Here is a 16,778-nt window from a genome sequence, read left to right on the forward strand (position 1 = left end):
TCAATAGCGGTCAGTCGGGAAAGCTTATTTTTCCCATAGTCACTCCCGCAATACCTTGCGCGGTATTATTAAGGTGTTGCTGCTCTCCTGCTAGGCATTCGTTGGCTAAAATAGCAAATAACACGGCTTCTTTAGCATCGGGATCTATTCCTAATACCTGTGTGTTTTTAAACGCCTTAACCTCTGGGCAAAGGTTTAAAAGCTGATCCATTAATAGTGGGTTATGTATTCCACCACCACTGGCATACACCATACAATTTGCCTCGTGTTTAGCACACTGTTTTATTGCATCGCTTATTACATTAGCACTAAATGCATTGAGTGTTGCCATTACATCGTGGTGAGTTAAGTCAAGCGTATTGGTGAGTGCTTGAGCCGCTTTTAAATACGCTAAATTAAACACTTCTGGCCCTGTTGTTTTGGGCATGCTTAAATTAAAAAAGTCATCTGCGCATAATGCATGAAGTAAAGGCATATTTACTTTCCCTGCTTTTGCTATTTTTGCACCGTCGTCAAAATGCATCCCCTCAAAATATTTTTGTACATAGGCATCCATTATTGTATTACCCGGGCCAATATCAGAGCTAAATACACTGTTTGCATCACCGCTTTTGGGTAAAAAAGTTAAGTTAGCTATACCACCCATGTTAAGTAAAATACGGTTTTCAACAAGGCTTGAAAAAAACAAGTAATCGCCATATACCGCAAGTGGGGCACCTTCGCCTCCTGCGGCTATGTGTTTTTGCCTAAAATCGCCAATAGTTGTAATGCCGGTAGTAACGGCTATTTGGTCGCTGTCGCCAATTTGTAACGTGCCATTAGTAAAGCTTTTATGACTATGTTGCGACTGTGGACAGTGGTAAATTGTTTGCCCATGACTGGCTATAACATCAATACTTGCTGGATTCACCTGCCAAGTATGTAAGCACTGATTAACCATATCGCCATGGAGTTTACCTACCCACGGGTGCAATAAGGTTACTAGTTCTAAATCGCACTCTCGCTTTGCAAATACCTGCTTTATTTTAGTTTTATAATCGTCGCTATATTCAACGGTGATAAAATTTAATATTTCAATATGTGTGTTTAAGCCCGCGCCGCTTACCTTACACAGCGCTACATCGAGCCCATCTAACGAGGTACCACTCATTAAACCTACAATTAAACGGCTTGGCTTTTGGGCACTATTATATAGGGCGGCTATGTGTGGGTGCATAAAAAGTATCTTAAACAGTATTATATTTTGCTTATATTAGAGTACTTTAAAACAAAGTTATAGGCGTAAGCGGTTAATCTTTGTGATTGTGCAATCTCTAATTGCTTGCTAAGTTAAACCGTATTCAGCCCATACTTAATTAAAACAATGATTACCCTAAGAGACTTTAAAACAAAGGACGCGCCACACATTATTAATACCTTAAACGATGAACAGGTGACGCGCTTTTTATCGTCTAAAATTCCATTTCCGTATACTCAAGCCGACGCCGACTGGTGGATAAACCAAGGATCTAAAAATGGGATTATTAAAGCAATTATTGTAAATGAGCAATTTGCGGGGTGTATAGGCATAACGCCCGGAGAGTTCGAGTATAGCCGCAGTGGCGAAATAGGCTATTGGCTTAATAGCCACTTTTGGGGGCAAGGAGTAATGACTCACGCTATTACAAAAATTTGCGATGACGCATTTAAAACCTCAAACCTAAACCGTATTTTTGGCACCGTATTTGCTGGTAATACTGGTTCTATAAAGGCACTGACTAAATGTGGTTTTAAGGCCGAGGCCGTTCTTAAACAAGCCATTTATAAAAATGGCGCATTTTACGATAGCCATATTTTTAGCAAGCTCAAATAAACCGTTTAGAATAATTACTCCGCTTAAGGTTGAATTAACAGCCCCTCGCCCAAAACTCCTGTTGTAAGGTACAGATTTGTACATACATTTACTACTTAGCGCGCATTATTGTTTATGCCAATCGGGTTATTAAACGCATACACATTCGTTAAGTGGGTTCATATTCAAAAGGAGAATTTTATGTCTGCAACTAGTCGTCAACTTACTTTGGCATCACGCCCACACGGTGCTCCAACCGATAAAAACTTTGAGCTTAAAACAATCGATTTACCAGCCCTAAAAGATGGCGAAGTACTGCTGCGCACTATTTACTTATCACTTGACCCATACATGCGTGGCCGCATGAGCGACGCAAAGTCGTACGCCGATCCGGTAAACGTGGGTGACGTAATGGTTGGCGCTACCGTGTGTCAAGTAGAAGAGTCTAAAAACGAAAAATTTAGCGAAGGCGAGTGGGTACTTGCCTACACAGGTTGGCAAAGTTACGCCATTAGTAATGGCGAAGGCCTTATGCAATTAGGCAAAGAGCCTGCTAATCCTTCGTACGCGCTAGGCATTATGGGTATGCCGGGCTTTACGGCGTATATGGGCCTACTTGATATTGGCGCGCCTAAAGAAGGCGAAACTGTAGTCGTAGCCGCAGCAACGGGGCCGGTTGGCGCAACCGTTGGCCAAATAGCTAAAATTAAAGGCTGTAAAGTGGTAGGCGTTGCTGGTGGCAGCGAAAAATGTGCCCATGCAGTTGAAAAACTAGGGTTTGATGCCTGTATTGATCACAAAGCCGATGACTTTGCAGAGCAACTAGAAAAAGCCTGTGATAAAGGCATAGATGTTTATTACGAAAATGTGGGCGGTAAAGTGTTTGATGCCGTATTACCATTACTTAATACTGCAGCTCGTGTACCGCTGTGTGGTTTAGTATCGCAGTATAACGCAACAAGCTTACCTGAAGGCCCTGACCGTATGGGTATGCTAATGGGGCAGTTGCTTACTAAACGTATTAAAATGCAAGGCTTTATAATTTTTGACGACTACGGTCACCGCTACGATGAATTTGCCCAAGACATGCAAAAGTGGCTACAGGATGGCAAAGTACAATACCGCGAGCACATGGTAGAAGGTATTGAAAACACTGTAAGCGCATTTAACGATATGATCAGTGGTAAAAACTTTGGTAAAACCGTTGTTAAAATCAACGATGCACTTTAACTAAAATATATAAACACAGCGTTGCTGCAAACAGCAACGCCAACAAGGACTGACATGATAAAACTACACCATTTAAATAAATCGCGCTCAAAACGTATTATTTGGCTTTTAGAAGAACTAGAAGTTGATTACGAAATTGTTGCTTACCAACGTAACAAAGACACATTTTTAGCGCCTGATGAGCTAAAGCAAGTTCACCAACTCGGTAAGTCGCCGGTTATTGAAGACGATGGGTTAATTGTTACCGAATCTGGCGCTATTACTGATTACTTAATTACTAAATACGGTAACGGAAAGTTTGCACCAAAGGCTGGCACCGCTGACTACGTTGATTACCAACAATGGCTACACTTTGCTGAGAGCTCTGCAATTTTACCGCTACTACTTAAAATGTTTGTGCTTAAAGATGGCGCTAAAACACAATTTTTAGAAGGCTACGCCGACGCCGAAACCGCTAAAGTTATTAGCTACTTTAACGACCGGCTAGAAGGTAAACGTTATTTAGTTGGCGACACCCTAACCGGCGCCGATTTTATGATGTCGTTTATTGTTGAAATTGTTAAAAACTCAGGCCAGCTAGGTCACTTTAAAAACCTAGTAAAATACGACGAGCAATTACAAAGCCACGAGAAGTTTCATACGGCTAATGAGCTAGAAGCTAAATACGACTAATTTTATACGCCTATGACTGTGGAAACACAGTCATAGCAAACATTTTTGCTGCTCTGTTTTATTTACACTAATTTGCTCAAGCGTATTAAAATTCAATTAAAAATAATTTATCTGGATCATTGTGCTGTAGAGTAAAACTCTAAAGTTCTCATTTTTAGTCAACCAATCGATAACCCACGGCCGGTTCTGTTAAAATATATTTTGGACTCGCAGGGTTAGCCTCTAGTTTTTGTCTGAGCTGTGCCACATGGACTCTTACGTATTCAGGTCGCTCTACATACTGCGCCCCCCAGATATGGCTTAAGATTGCATTATGGGTGAGTACTTTATTTTTATTTTGAAACAGCAATAAGAGTATTGCGTACTCTTTTTTAGTGAGTTTTACCTCACCTCCAGAAGCAGTAACACTGTGCTTTTGCGGATCTATTTTTATATTCCCGCAGGTAAATGCCACACTCGGTTGGCTTTGGGTGCGTAATAAAACCCGAATTCGGGCTAGCAACTCATTCGCGCTAAACGGTTTAGTAATATAGTCATTTGCCCCATTATCAAGCGCTGTGACTTTTTCAACTTCGCCATCTCGAGCCGACAGCACTAAAACAGGTAAGGCACTCCATTGTCTAAACTCAATTAACCAGTCTTGACCATCCATGTCTAAAAGGCCCAAGTCTAACAATACAAGATCGTAACTTTGCTCACTTAAACGTGCAAAGCCATCTAACCCTTTATCACAAATACTTAGCTCGTAGCCACTGGCTTGCAACAAAGTTTTTAAAAAGCTTTGTAGGGGGGGAGAATCTTCTAATATCAAGATTTTAGTCATTACTTTTTTCCCAGATTAACTTTGCGTACGCCATATTTGTTTCGTTATTAATTGTTAATGTAAATGTGCCCTGATGAAATTTAGCAACCACATCACAAATAATGCTGCCTAACCCAACGCCTTCATTGCTACTTGTTTGCGCTTTAGTGATCACGTTATTAGTGATAATTAGCTGATAACATATCTTTTGCTGATTAGTACTTTGCGTAAATTCAACGCTCACCTTTTTATCACCATAACGCCATGCATTTTCGAGCATATTAGCCAGCGCAATTTCTAACAAAGTCACATCCCCTTCGCATGTTGTCTGAGCGTCTATATTGGTATTTATGACAAAATCAGTGAGTTGCTGCTGCCTTCTAGCTTTAGCTTCACTAAGTAGTGCTTGTAAGTTTATTGTTTGCCAACTTAGGTTTTCACCCATTTTATTAACTCGGCTTAACTCCATTACTTTATCAAAGTGCTCATTTAGTATTTTACTTTGCTCATAAATATTACTCGCTTGCTCTTTTATCACGATGTCACTGAGGGTAATCTCATCATCTGCAAGCATGCTCGATGCGCCCATAATAGTCGCCAGTGGTGTGCGTAAATCGTGAGACAAACTGCGTAAAAGTGCATTTTTAGCGCGCTCTAATTCCGCTTGCACCGAAATAGCAGCCGACTGTTGGCGTAATAACGTTTTTTCATGTACCTGATAAAGAAGCGAAATAGCAGTGTCAGCAAAGGCTTTTTGCCCTTGCGTTAACCGTTTAGTAAAATTAAACCCGCCCCAGCTCGGACTAGCCTCACTAAGCAATATAAATTCACTATTGCCCCCCGGTGCTGCAGGCATAAATGTACAAGATGCGTTTAAATGCTTACCGATCCGCTCTACAAAGTACTTTTTTTGTTCATCCAGCGTATCTAGACTGTTTAAGTCTTTGGCCAGTTCGTACAAGGTGCGACTATTACTTGCATGTAATTGCACATCCCTAACTTTAGTACTGAGCTCCCCTGCCAATTGGCTGATCACAAAGCCAACAATCAGCATAACCATAAAGGTTACTAAATATTCTATGTTTTCAATATGGAAAGTAAAATTAGGGGCAACAAAAAACCAATCTGTACACGCCACACTCACTAAGGTGGTCAGTATGGCAAGACGACGATTACTGCGCACAGCAACCCAAGTCACCCATAATAACTGAAGCATCACGATATCGGTGGTAGTAAACCAATTACGCACAGGGTAAATGGCAATAACAACAATTAATGGCATTATTACTGCCAAAAACAATGCGTTATACCAACGTGGTTTAGCCTCTGCCTGATTCATTAATTATTCCTCTAACATTTGAGCATCTAGATTACTGCCTTTTCGATATTGCCTCTATAAAGTTTTTATAAAGTTTTTTATCTGATTCGTTAAATCTTTATAAAGCTTTTAACGCCTACCTTCATTGTTACTTTAATAACTCATATTCTAACTTCAGCAGAAGGAGTAATAGGTGTGTTGGGTTGGATAAAAATAGTGATGCTTACAGCCTATGTATTAACTGTTTATTGACCAAATGAACTTTACCACTTCTCTCTTTTAACTTTAATTTAGGTATCAACATGGCACATTTTACAGTGATCGGATTAGGTCGATTTGGCATTGCAGCAAGCCTTGAGTTAATTCATTTAGGGCATACAGTCACTGGGGTTGATAGTAACCCTAAACTCGCTGAAAAATATGTTGAGCATTTATCTGAAACCGTTGTTTGCGACTCCACTGATGAAGCCGCACTTAAAGAGCTTGATTTAGCGAGTAGTCAGGCAGTTTTAGTGGCAATTGGGGAAGACATGCAATCGAGCATTCTGTGCACCCTTGCATTAAAAAACCTAGCTGTTAAGCAAATATGGGTAAAAGCGAGCACTAAAGCACATCACACAATTATTTCTAAGCTAGGTGTAACACGCATTATTCATCCTGAAGAAGAAATGGGCGTGCGCGTTGCACAAGCGCTTAATTACCCTGTAGTAAACGACTATATTTCCTTAGGCAATGGCTTATACGTTGTTGAAGTAAGTATAAAAGCGCACTTACATAAAACAAAACTAGGGCATTTACTTAAAGAAATAAAAGGTACTGTAAACCCATTATTGGTCAAGCGCGCAAAGCAAACGTTTGTCAAACTTGATGACGACTTTGAGTTACTTACCTACGACACTTTACTGTTATCAGGTAATCGAGTCGAACTAAACTATCTAGCTCCAAGGCTTTTATAATCATGGTTTTATGGCATCCCCTCAAAACGCCTATTGAGCGAAAAGTCAGTGGGCATAAAAAACTCAATGCGGCTCCACCGCTTATTTTATGTTGCAGTTTTTTAATATTAATAACGCTTGGGGCATTGGCATTAAAACTGCCTTTTGCAACCTATGAGCCTATTTCATGGATACAAAGTGCGTTTACAGCAACCTCTGCGGTGACTGTAACTGGACTGGTTGTCGTCGATACCGGTTCAGTGTTTACTCCTTTTGGACAAGGCGTTATTGCGCTATTAATTCAACTAGGCGGTCTAGGTTTAATGACCTTTGCGGTTGTAACTTTAATGGCACTGGGTAATAAAGTTGGCTTTATTCAAAAAACAGTGACTAAAGCTGCTTTTAATCAAACAGATACATCTACTTTGGTAAATACCGCTAAGTCTGTTTTGCTGTTTGCGCTAATCGTTGAATCTGTAGGCATTATTATTTTAACGCTGTATTGGCTACCCGAAATGGGCTTACAAAAAAGCTTTTTTCATGCACTTTTTTATACTATTAGCGCTTTTAACAATGCAGGGTTTGCATTAAGTCCTAACAGCTTAATGCAGTATGTAGAAGACCCCGTTGTAAATTTAACAATTACCTGTTTGTTTATTATTGGTGGCCTTGGCTTTACCGTATTAACCGATTTATATAAATCAAAGCGTTGGGCTAAGCTCAGTCCCTACAGTAAATTAATGCTGATCAGCACTGTTATTATTAACGTTATTGCATTGTTGCTTATTTACGTAATTGAATACGATAACCCAAAAACACTGCAGCCGTTATCTGAAATAGGGAAATGGCTAGCAGCTTGGTTTCAAGCCGTTACTCCTCGTACTGCGGGGTTTAATACCATTGCTATTGAAGAATTAAAAAATGCCAGTACAGCTTTAACTATGATGCTTATGTTTATTGGTGGCGGCTCTTTGAGTACTGCAAGTGGCATAAAGGTCGTTACGTTTATCGTTTTAATATTAGCAACCTATAGCTACTTAAGACGTGACAAAGGCGTCACCGTTTTACGCCGAGAAATAGACAAAGATTCAGTGTATAAAGCATTAGCCTTAACCGTTATTTCAGCGGGAGTCACTTGGTTGGCTATTTTTACATTACTGGTCGTTGAAGATGCACCTTTTTTAGATGTTGCTTTTGAAGCGGTATCGGCACTGGGTACGGTAGGACTTTCACGCGGTTTAACGTCATCGTTATCACCGCTGGGGGAGTTTATCATTATGTTTTTAATGTTTATGGGCAGAATAGGCCCGCTCACTCTCGCCTACTTTTTAGCAAGTCCACGAAGTAAAAAACTAAGATACCCAAGCGCACAACTCTCTATTGGTTAAAAACACAAACGCGGGTTTATTAGTTAGTCCGTATTTTTAAATACCGGCTATTTCGCGCTCTGTAATACACTCGTTCGAGGCCATTTCAAACTCACGGCAAGTCAGTGGGCGGTTTTCATAAATGGTACACATTAGCGTATTGCGGTCGAGTGCTTGGCACCAGCCATCGTCTGCGCGTTTCATTACTTCGCTGCCCCACTTGTCGTAATCAATGTACTGAAAAGGCACACCGGTGTCGGTTACTATGCGCACTTCTAATTGGCAGCAACATGCTTGGCAGTTAGCGCAGGTTACGGACTCAGGTGTAGAGGAAATAGTTTTACTTGGAATAACAGTGTTAGGCATAGTGGCTTAAATAAAAGAAACACACTAAGTAGGATACACGAGCTGGCTAAACGCGCTAGTTAATTTTAATGGTGAATAAATAGAATAATAAAAAGCGTGCTACTCGCTAACACGCTTTATTGTTGGCCTTTAATTTTAAATTAAAAGTTTAATACCACCTTCACATCATCAGACACAGCAGATGTCGAAACAAACCCAATCGTATTTGGGTTAGCTGCAACCATTTTGATCACCTCTGAGTCATTTTCTAGCTCTTTGGGTGGTGTTCCTTTTCCCGTAAAAATAAGCTTTGACCAATAGGCTCTTAACTGCGACGCACTTTTATTAAGCAGTTTACTGTTAAACTGCTCCGTAGTCGGATTTTTTGAATCTTGTGATATTGGAATGATCGTATTGCCATTACTAAACGACTTTTCTTTTCCGGTATAAATTCGACTAATGACGGACTCATCAAAACTACTCTCGTTTGAAGGATGTACAATAATAGCAAAATCAGCAAAGGCAACATTGCTAAACAAAAACAGTACACATAACATTAATTTTTTCATTTTTAATTCCCCTTAAAATACAACATCAACACCAAGCGTGATTGCTTTACTATCACCCGCTACCGCTAACTCGAATGAATCATCTTTTACCCTGTCGTACTGCATTTTGAGTGCCGCCGAAGGATGAAAATCCCAACGAACCCCCACCGCAAAGGTATTATGGCTTTCAGTATCTCCCTCACCTTCTTGCTCAAAATCTGAAAACATCACATAAGGCGTAATTGCATCAAACCGATACCCTGCACTGATCATATAAGTGTCTAGGTTTCCGTCTAGATCTAAACGGTTAAGTTCGCTTAGTACAAAAAAGTCGCCAAAATCAAAATTGGCAGCTAAGCCATAGAATTTGCCATCACGGCTATCTTTTCCATCCCATAAAACCGGCTCTCCAGAACGAAAGCGTTTATTAGTGTATTGCATATGCGTTACTCTCAATTCAAGCCAATCATGGCTTAACGAAAGTACACCACCTAGCATATCTTCCCAAATTTCTCGGGTAGGCTCTTGAAAGAAAAAGTCTGATAGCAGTTTGTTGTCGTCATCATCTTCTTTACCAGCATACACATTAGCAGACACACCCCACTCTCCAATCGAGCCAGAATAGAGAAGGTTTATGCCCTCATAGTTAAATACTTGCCATGTATAATTGTCGGCAGGTGCACGCATCCATACATATGCGTAACCTACGTCAAAAAAATCTGAGTAATAAAAAAGAGGCAAACGCTTTTTACCTGCTTGAACCGTCCAATTATCATTTATTTCGTACGAAATATATGCCCACTCAAAATTAGCATCAAAATCATTTACACCTCGGGCAACAATTTGACCTGTGACAGATAAGCCCTCGCCAAGGTCCCCCGACACTTGTATACCAATTAACGACTCTGGAGAGAAAGATAAATCTTCTGTGTAGCCACTCACATTAGGGTAGTCAGCCAAAAAGGTTGGCTCAACACCATATTGCGGCACACCACTTCCACTGAGTACTTTACCCGCGTTAATACTTGCAAAGCCTGAAATATTAATTTCAGCGTAACTAGTCCCTGAAATAAACACTCCTAACAGCATCAATTTTTGCAGTTTCATCGTTCACCTCGTTTTATATGACCTTAATAGTCATGTTGAGTATAGTTAAACGCTGAAAAAACAAACAAAAATTTAACATTTTTTATAATTATGCAGGTTTGATCATTACTTTAATGGCTATCTGCCAAGCAGTGTGGCTTTTATATCGCTATACAGCTGTTGCTCACAAAGCGCAAATCCGCTGAGTTGGCGTACCTTATTACGAGCAAATAATGGCACGCTCATACCCGCTAAAAAACGGCACTGGGTTTCAACACCCACGTTATGAACTCCCTTTGTGGCCATATGCGCCAAAAACTCATCTACCTTTTGATAAATAACCTCATCTGCAATAGTTACAGGCGCTAGTGAGTATTCTAATTTTACAGCATTACCACGGCATACACTGCAATGGCCGCATTGCACTGGCGCATTTTGGTCGTCAAAGTAGCGCGCTAAGTTATAACTCAGGCAAGTTTGTAGCTCAAAAAAGCGCACTAAAGCAGCAATTCGTTTTATTTCAGCTTGTTCTTTATCAGCAAAGTAGTGGTGTAACTGATGGGCAAGCTCTGGGTTATTTATAACTTCACTATGCACTTTATATACTTGGGTAATGCGTTTGGTTTCAAGCGTTATAAGGTTTTTTTCGGCTAGGTAGTCAAGCGCGGCCACAACACGTTTACGGTCAACCTGCGCGGCTTGGGTAAGGGTGTCAAAATTGAGCGTGCCCCATATTTTTTTAAAATCGGTATGGCTAAATATTTGCGTTAAAAAGGCTTGGCGCTGCTCGTCAAACTGGCTAAGTAGCTCGTTTTTATCAACCAAGAACTTGTATTTAAAATCGGCATAATATGCGTACTGCGGCGTAATTGCGCCTTGCATTTCAAGTTGAACCAGTAATGTTTTAAGTGCTAATTGGCGAATATTACTTTCGCTTGAAAGGCTGTATTCTTGCATTTCCCATTGCTGTTGGGCTTGGCGAATATCGTTAATTACATATTCAATGCCACTCAGCTCAGGGGTGTCGCCATATACAAAGTTTTCTACTGTGTTTAGGCCATCTAAATTAGCAAGCGTGTAGCAGTTTGATGGGTTGCCATCGCGCCCTGCGCGGCCAATTTCTTGGCTGTAGTTTTCAATCGATTTTGGTAAATCGTAATGAATAACAAAGCGAATGTCTGATTTATCAACGCCCATACCAAAGGCTATAGTTGCTACAACTACGTTAATTTTACCCGCCATAAAATCATCTTGAATTTGCCACCTGAGTGTATCTTCAAGCCCTGCATGATACGCAACCGCCTGAATACCTTGCGCACTTAGCGTGTTAGCCACTTGCTCAGCACTTTGCTGCAGTGTTACATACACAATACCTGGGCCATTTTGCGCACGCACTATGTTTGTAAGTTCGGTGTTTTTATCAGCCGTTTTTACACTTAGCACGCTTAAATCGAGGTTAGCGCGGTAAAAGCCAGTTTGTACAATGCACTCAGGGGCAATATTAAAACGCTCGCTCATGTCGCGTTTTACTTTTTTAGTGGCGGTGGCGGTAAGCAATAGTACTAGTGGAATATTTAGCTCTTCGCGATATCGCGGTAGTTTTAAGTAGTCAGGTCTGAAGTTATGGCCCCATTCAGATATACAGTGCGCCTCATCTACCACCAGCATAGACAGCGCAACTTGGCTTATAAACTCTCTAAATCGCTCGTTTTTAAAGCGCTCTACCGACACCATTAACACTTTAATTTTACCATTTCGCACATCGTTCATTACGGTGCTGCTTTGCATTTGGTCTTGGCTAGAATCAAGGCTTGCCGCGTAAATACCTTTGCTATTTAAAAAACTAATTTGATCTTTCATTAAGGCTAGTAATGGCGACACCACTAACGTTAAGTTTTCTAAATGCATAGCCGTTAGCTGATAACACAACGACTTACCCGACCCTGTAGGGAATATAGCAAGGGACGATTGCCCATTTAAAAGCTGCTCTATAGTTTGCTGCTGCCCTGCTCTAAACTGGTTAAAACCAAAATGTTGCTCAAGTGATTGTAAAAGCGGCGTATTCATAAAAATGTCCTTTTTGGCGTTGATAACACAGGGCTATAACAGAAAAATGCAGCCTAGATGAAGTATTTGCAAGTTAGTATACCGTAAATTAGGTGATTTACTGCTGACATATCCATTATTTAGGCGCACACTATAGCCCCATAAAAGTGAGCTTTGCCAAAATAATTTTCGATACCCAAGTCATTTTAAAAAATAATAAAACAGATTGCTTGGGTATATTATTTTTAAGGGCATAGTCATGAACATAACCACTCCTAAAATCGTCGTTATTGGCGGCGGCGCTGGCGGATTAGAGCTTGCAACTCAATTAGGGCATAAACTAGGAAAGAAAAAACACGCAGAAATTTTATTAATAGACAAAAACCGCACCCACATATGGAAGCCGTTACTGCACGAAGTAGCCACAGGCTCTATTGACCCCGATTTAGATGGCGTAGTTTACTCTGCCCATGCCGCAAAACATCATTATAATTTCCAACTTGGTACCTTTTGTAATATCGACCAAAGTAATAAAACAATTACTCTCGCACCACTTTTTGACGAACTTGGCCACACTATTTTGCCCAAACGCACAGTACGCTATGACCACCTTGTTATTGCTATTGGCAGTGTAAGTAACGACTTTAATACCCCAGGCATAAAAGAGCATTGCTACTTTTTAGATTCAAACCAGCAAGCTGAGCGTTTTCAGCATTCTTTGCTCGATAGCTTTACCCGCCTTCATCAAGACGACAACCAGCAACAATCTCTTGATATTGCCATTGTTGGCGGCGGCGCAACAGGCGTTGAACTCTCGGCAGAGCTGTATCACGTGTCTGAGCTATTAAAGCTATATGGGCTTACAAATATGTCGTCTAAGCGTTTGCACATTCATTTAATTGAAGCCGGCCCACGTATTTTACCTGCATTACCAGAGCGTATTGCCGTAAGTGCCAAACGCGAGCTGTTAAAATTGGGCGTAAACGTGCTAGAACAAACCCAAGTAAAAGAAGCCACAGAGCAAGGGTTTATTACAAAAGACGAAGAACATATTAATGCCGATATTATGGTATGGGCGGCAGGCGTAAAAGCGCCAGACTTTATTAAAGACTTAGGTGTTTTTGAGCTTACCCGCAGCAACCAAATTCAAGTAAACGAGTTTTTACAAAGCACCGTAGATGAAAGTATTTTTGTACTTGGCGATTGCTGCGCCTTTACCCAAGAAGACGGAAAACTTGTACCGCCACGCGCGCAATCGGCCCATCAAATGGCACAATGTGTTGAAAAAAACCTTATTGCAACACTTAAACACCAGCCGCTAAGCGAGTTTAAATACAGCGACCACGGCTCGCTGGTTAACTTATCGCGCTACAGCACGGTAGGTAATTTAATGGGTAACTTAACCAGCAACACCTTTTTTATTGAAGGTAAAATAGCCCGCTTTATGTATATATCGCTGTATCGCATGCACCAACGCGCCATACACGGTAGCGCAAAAACCTTTGCGTTATGGATAAGCGAAAAAGTACTGCGTGTAGTGCGCCCAAAAATGAAATTGCATTAATAAATAACCCATGGCGGTAATAAGCAGATTTAATAAATTTTTATTACCGCTGTCTTTGATTTTTCACAATTCCCATGTAAATTTATACAAACCACTTAGGGAATAAGGCAATGACGGGAAAAACACTAGTTTTTAACTTTGATGGCACAGGAAATGAGCCCCGTGACGCAGAACAATTTAGCTCAGACCATTTTAAAGAAGACAGTAGTATTTCTAATATTGTTAAGCTGCACTTGTTATTAGGCGGCAAACTTGATGGTTCCCCCACCACACCTTTCTCGCAACAATTGAGCTTTTATTATCAAGGTATTGGCACTAAAGGTAGCCGGTTAAAACGCATTTTAAACCAAACTTTAGCACCACGTGGTGACGATGTTGCCAGTATTTTAAATCAAGCCATGCGTGATTTTAAAACGCATTACCAACTAGGCGATACCCTTTTACTTACCGGTTTTAGCCGAGGTGGCGCTCTCGCTAGGCGTTTTGCAAAAATTCTGGAACCTTTGATTAGTAATGATGTGTACGTATGTGTATTTGATACCGTGGCCTCAATTGGCTTATCAAAAGTGAGTAAAGCCACACGCGGCGCAGAGCACGTTATTTTTGAAAACCACACCATTGCTAATAATATTTCACAAGCACTGCACTGCGTGGCACTTGATGAAAAACGCCGTGCGTTTGAGCCTACGCTAATGAACCATCAAAATAACATTACTGAACTGTGGTTTGCAGGCGCGCATTCAGACATTGGCGGTGGATACTACCGTGATGGTTTAGCTGATATTTGCTTACGTTATGCACTTGAGTGGATTATTGAGCAGCCGTTAGCTATTTCATTGTTAACAAGTCACGATATTAACTACAAAACTCTTCTTCCAGATAGTAATTTAATTGCACAAGACGATCTCACTGTTATCCCCGACTCACTTGCACTTAGCCACCAGCAAAATTACTTTTGGTTAAACTCGTTCTTTAAGCTGGTAGATAGAGAGTGCTTTGTGCTGGTGGATAACGAAGCGAGTAATATTAGGCCATTAGTTCACCACAGTGTGGCTACACGTATTAATAAGCTCACCAGCTACCGTCCAGAGTCACTTAAAAAGCAGTCATACAGCGTTAGCTACAGTGACAACAGCACCTTAAGTTTTACCGGCTTAAGTGCGCACATTACGCTTGCCAACCAAAATATGAGCGTATTAAGTATTGGCCAAAGCCAAGATGTGGTGGTATTCGCCAGTGAGTTTTATAACAAAACGGGCTTAATGCTTGAGCAGGGTGCAACCTATCGCTTTACCCCCTACCCTGATCAACATTGGTTTGACGACGGCATAAAGTGCACGCCTAAGGGATGGCATCGAGATGACGTGCAATTAGGCGTTAAAGAAATTCCAATGGCGTTACTTGAACCATTCAGGCGACTTCCAGATGCTCAGTGGTTCTCATTAGTTGGCGCAATTAGTAATAACGAAGAATTTTTATTTAAAATAGCCAATGGCGCTACGGTGACTATTACTAAATCAGGTGAATTTAGCCCCTTTGCCAACGACTTAAGCCGCTTTTATGGGGCAAACGCAGGCAGGATAAAACTAAAAGTAACGCGCCTAAGTTAACGTGTAATAGTTAACTTAAGCTGTGGGTAACCAATGTACCCCTCGCCAGAGCTCAGGTTAAACAAGCATCAGTGCACTTTATACTGCAAAGTGCACTGGGGTTTGGGTCGCTGGTGGACGTTATTACTTTTTCATTTTATGGCCTTTTACGGCATAAAATAAAATAAATAAATAACATGGTAACAACACCGAATACCCTGTTTGTAATGAAGTAAACCCGCTTAATAATCCCCATAAAACTGGACCAAACGCCCCCCCGGCTATCCCCATAACCAAAAGCGCAGAGCCTGTGCTTGTTAGTTTTCCAAGCCCAGACAACGCAAGTGGAAATACCGCGGGCCAAACAATGGCGTTTGCTAAGCCTAAAAACGCTATAAGTAGTAATACATCGGGTAAATTAGCGCCGCCTAATGGTATTAATAATGCGTTAGCAATCATAAACGACTGTGCATCAATTAATAAAATGCACAAGGTAATAGCAATACCTAATACGGCTGATAGTGTGAGGGCTGCTTGTTGAGTTATAAACTTGGGAATAAGCAAAATACCCAAAATATAGCCAAACACCATAAAGATCATGGTGTAGGAGGTCATCACACTATAATTAGCAACGCCAAGAGAGAGCGCAAAAGTACCAATGGTATCGCCAGCAATAACTTCTACTGCAACATATAAAAAAATGGCAATCGCCCCAAAAACTAAGTTAGGGTGAGATAACGTTTCGCTTATTTCACTGCTACCTCTTGTTTGCTCAGCATCGTCAGTAATAAGTTCAGGTAATGGTGATTTTTTAACGGCAAACGCTAATAGTCCAATAAATAGTGCCATACCTAAATAAGGAAGAATAAGACCATTCGCCATGTCATCAACTTGTTGCTGGCTAAGCTCAGTGCCTACTGTATCTGTAAAATTACTTAAAATTAACGCGGTAAACACTAAGGGTGAAATAACACCCGCCCCTTTATTGAGTATGCCCATAATACTAATACGAACCGCTGCAGACTCTTCAGGCCCAAGCCTTACAACATAGGGATTAACCGCAGTTTGAAGCAATGTTTGTCCTGCGCCCATCACTAGCTGTGCCAACAAAAATAAAGGAAAAACTTGCGACATCGCAGCAGGAATAAATAACAAGCCGGCAATCATCATCAACCCCATGCCCATCGCCATACCGTTTTTATAACCAACTTTTTTAATTAACATTGCCGATGGTAACGCTGTAAAAGTCACTGCTATATAAAACGAAAATAAAATTAACGAGCCCTGAAATGGCGTTAACTTTAATATTTGGCTTAAATAAGGCATTAATGAACCATTTAGCCACGTTGCAAACCCCAGTATAAAAAATAATACTGCCACAATAGCCATGGGCAGTATGCTACTGCTTTTAGGTGTATCCATAACATTTGTTGTCATGTTATTTT

The 16,778-nt window shown here is 40.8% G+C and carries 15 protein-coding genes; 7 read left to right on the forward strand and 8 right to left on the reverse strand.

Annotated features, from left to right (window positions below; genetic code table 11):
• Positions 1-10: 10 nt before the first annotated feature.
• A complete protein-coding gene (locus tag RF53_RS07985; protein ID WP_039037244.1) occupies positions 11-1,216 on the reverse strand; it encodes an anhydro-N-acetylmuramic acid kinase in 1,206 nt (401 codons plus the stop codon).
• A gap of 147 nt (positions 1,217-1,363) precedes the next feature.
• Between RF53_RS07985 and RF53_RS07990 the strand changes: the two genes are divergently transcribed.
• The 3 genes from RF53_RS07990 to RF53_RS08000 all read left to right on the forward strand — a co-directional run bounded on the left by RF53_RS07990 (position 1,364) and on the right by RF53_RS08000 (position 3,733).
• The gene (locus tag RF53_RS07990; protein WP_039037245.1) at positions 1,364-1,852 is read left to right on the forward strand and encodes a GNAT family N-acetyltransferase; all 489 of its coding nucleotides are present in this window, start codon (positions 1,364-1,366) and stop codon (positions 1,850-1,852) included.
• A 180-nt stretch (positions 1,853-2,032) separates the two neighbouring features.
• Entirely contained in the window at positions 2,033-3,061 is a 1,029-nt protein-coding gene (locus tag RF53_RS07995) for an NADP-dependent oxidoreductase (RefSeq protein ID WP_039037246.1), read from the forward strand.
• Between the two features lie 54 nt (positions 3,062-3,115).
• Positions 3,116-3,733, forward strand: coding sequence for a glutathione S-transferase family protein (locus RF53_RS08000; protein ID WP_006793540.1), 618 nt, complete (start codon positions 3,116-3,118; stop codon positions 3,731-3,733).
• Between the two features lie 154 nt (positions 3,734-3,887).
• Here RF53_RS08000 and RF53_RS08005 read toward each other — a convergent pair whose 3' ends face one another.
• A complete protein-coding gene (locus RF53_RS08005; protein WP_008130878.1) occupies positions 3,888-4,556 on the reverse strand; it encodes a response regulator in 669 nt (222 codons plus the stop codon).
• Positions 4,549-5,874 (reverse strand): DUF4118 domain-containing protein, encoded by a 1,326-nt coding sequence (locus RF53_RS08010; protein ID WP_039037247.1) that lies wholly within the window; start codon positions 5,872-5,874, stop codon positions 4,549-4,551. The genes RF53_RS08005 and RF53_RS08010 overlap by 8 nt, the downstream gene beginning before the upstream one ends.
• 281 nt (positions 5,875-6,155) lie before the next feature.
• Here RF53_RS08010 and RF53_RS08015 point away from each other — a divergent pair, with 281 nt between their 5' ends.
• Positions 6,156-6,809 carry a potassium channel family protein gene (locus tag RF53_RS08015; RefSeq protein WP_039037248.1) on the forward strand — a complete coding sequence of 218 codons (654 nt, stop codon included), beginning with the start codon at positions 6,156-6,158 and terminating at the stop codon, positions 6,807-6,809.
• 2 nt (positions 6,810-6,811) lie between these two features.
• Positions 6,812-8,176, forward strand: coding sequence for a TrkH family potassium uptake protein (locus tag RF53_RS08020; RefSeq protein WP_039037249.1), 1,365 nt, complete (start codon positions 6,812-6,814; stop codon positions 8,174-8,176).
• 36 nt (positions 8,177-8,212) lie between these two features.
• Here RF53_RS08020 and RF53_RS08025 read toward each other — a convergent pair whose 3' ends face one another.
• From RF53_RS08025 to RF53_RS08040, 4 genes are all read right to left on the reverse strand, one after another.
• The gene (locus RF53_RS08025) at positions 8,213-8,521 is read right to left on the reverse strand and encodes a YkgJ family cysteine cluster protein (protein ID WP_052242878.1); all 309 of its coding nucleotides are present in this window, start codon (positions 8,519-8,521) and stop codon (positions 8,213-8,215) included.
• A 140-nt stretch (positions 8,522-8,661) separates the two neighbouring features.
• Positions 8,662-9,069 carry a substrate-binding domain-containing protein gene (locus RF53_RS08030; RefSeq protein ID WP_006793538.1) on the reverse strand — a complete coding sequence of 136 codons (408 nt, stop codon included), beginning with the start codon at positions 9,067-9,069 and terminating at the stop codon, positions 8,662-8,664.
• A 12-nt stretch (positions 9,070-9,081) separates the two neighbouring features.
• A complete protein-coding gene (locus tag RF53_RS08035; protein WP_039037250.1) occupies positions 9,082-10,155 on the reverse strand; it encodes a porin in 1,074 nt (357 codons plus the stop codon).
• A gap of 117 nt (positions 10,156-10,272) precedes the next feature.
• Positions 10,273-12,201 (reverse strand): RecQ family ATP-dependent DNA helicase, encoded by a 1,929-nt coding sequence (locus tag RF53_RS08040; RefSeq protein ID WP_039037251.1) that lies wholly within the window; start codon positions 12,199-12,201, stop codon positions 10,273-10,275.
• A 238-nt stretch (positions 12,202-12,439) separates the two neighbouring features.
• On the opposite strand from RF53_RS08040, the gene RF53_RS08045 reads away from it, so the two are divergent.
• Positions 12,440-13,744 (forward strand): NAD(P)/FAD-dependent oxidoreductase, encoded by a 1,305-nt coding sequence (locus tag RF53_RS08045; RefSeq protein WP_039037252.1) that lies wholly within the window; start codon positions 12,440-12,442, stop codon positions 13,742-13,744.
• Between the two features lie 110 nt (positions 13,745-13,854).
• The gene (locus tag RF53_RS08050) at positions 13,855-15,354 is read left to right on the forward strand and encodes a phospholipase effector Tle1 domain-containing protein (protein WP_039037253.1); all 1,500 of its coding nucleotides are present in this window, start codon (positions 13,855-13,857) and stop codon (positions 15,352-15,354) included.
• Between the two features lie 123 nt (positions 15,355-15,477).
• Here the strand turns inward: RF53_RS08050 and nagP are convergent, their stop codons facing one another.
• Complete coding sequence (gene nagP, locus RF53_RS08055; RefSeq protein WP_006793532.1) at positions 15,478-16,770, reverse strand: N-acetylglucosamine MFS transporter NagP; 1,293 nt, start codon at positions 16,768-16,770, stop codon at positions 15,478-15,480.
• Positions 16,771-16,778 lie beyond the last annotated feature (8 nt).

The organism is Pseudoalteromonas sp. ECSMB14103, assembly GCF_000813065.1.
Taxonomy (GTDB): domain Bacteria; phylum Pseudomonadota; class Gammaproteobacteria; order Enterobacterales; family Alteromonadaceae; genus Pseudoalteromonas; species Pseudoalteromonas marina.

What these genes read in the sequence shown, in the direction of transcription:
- RF53_RS07985 (WP_039037244.1), bottom strand. Translation starts at nt 1,216, where the DNA reads ATGCACCCACACATAGCCGCCCTATATAATAGTGCCCAAAAGCCAAGC.
- RF53_RS07990 (WP_039037245.1), top strand. Translation starts at nt 1,364, where the DNA reads ATGATTACCCTAAGAGACTTTAAAACAAAGGACGCGCCACACATTATT.
- RF53_RS07995 (WP_039037246.1), top strand. Translation starts at nt 2,033, where the DNA reads ATGTCTGCAACTAGTCGTCAACTTACTTTGGCATCACGCCCACACGGT.
- RF53_RS08000 (WP_006793540.1), top strand. Translation starts at nt 3,116, where the DNA reads ATGATAAAACTACACCATTTAAATAAATCGCGCTCAAAACGTATTATT.
- RF53_RS08005 (WP_008130878.1), bottom strand. Translation starts at nt 4,556, where the DNA reads ATGACTAAAATCTTGATATTAGAAGATTCTCCCCCCCTACAAAGCTTT.
- RF53_RS08010 (WP_039037247.1), bottom strand. Translation starts at nt 5,874, where the DNA reads ATGAATCAGGCAGAGGCTAAACCACGTTGGTATAACGCATTGTTTTTG.
- RF53_RS08015 (WP_039037248.1), top strand. Translation starts at nt 6,156, where the DNA reads ATGGCACATTTTACAGTGATCGGATTAGGTCGATTTGGCATTGCAGCA.
- RF53_RS08020 (WP_039037249.1), top strand. Translation starts at nt 6,812, where the DNA reads ATGGTTTTATGGCATCCCCTCAAAACGCCTATTGAGCGAAAAGTCAGT.
- RF53_RS08025 (WP_052242878.1), bottom strand. Translation starts at nt 8,521, where the DNA reads ATGCCTAACACTGTTATTCCAAGTAAAACTATTTCCTCTACACCTGAG.
- RF53_RS08030 (WP_006793538.1), bottom strand. Translation starts at nt 9,069, where the DNA reads ATGAAAAAATTAATGTTATGTGTACTGTTTTTGTTTAGCAATGTTGCC.
- RF53_RS08035 (WP_039037250.1), bottom strand. Translation starts at nt 10,155, where the DNA reads ATGAAACTGCAAAAATTGATGCTGTTAGGAGTGTTTATTTCAGGGACT.
- RF53_RS08040 (WP_039037251.1), bottom strand. Translation starts at nt 12,201, where the DNA reads ATGAATACGCCGCTTTTACAATCACTTGAGCAACATTTTGGTTTTAAC.
- RF53_RS08045 (WP_039037252.1), top strand. Translation starts at nt 12,440, where the DNA reads ATGAACATAACCACTCCTAAAATCGTCGTTATTGGCGGCGGCGCTGGC.
- RF53_RS08050 (WP_039037253.1), top strand. Translation starts at nt 13,855, where the DNA reads ATGACGGGAAAAACACTAGTTTTTAACTTTGATGGCACAGGAAATGAG.
- nagP (WP_006793532.1), bottom strand. Translation starts at nt 16,770, where the DNA reads ATGACAACAAATGTTATGGATACACCTAAAAGCAGTAGCATACTGCCC.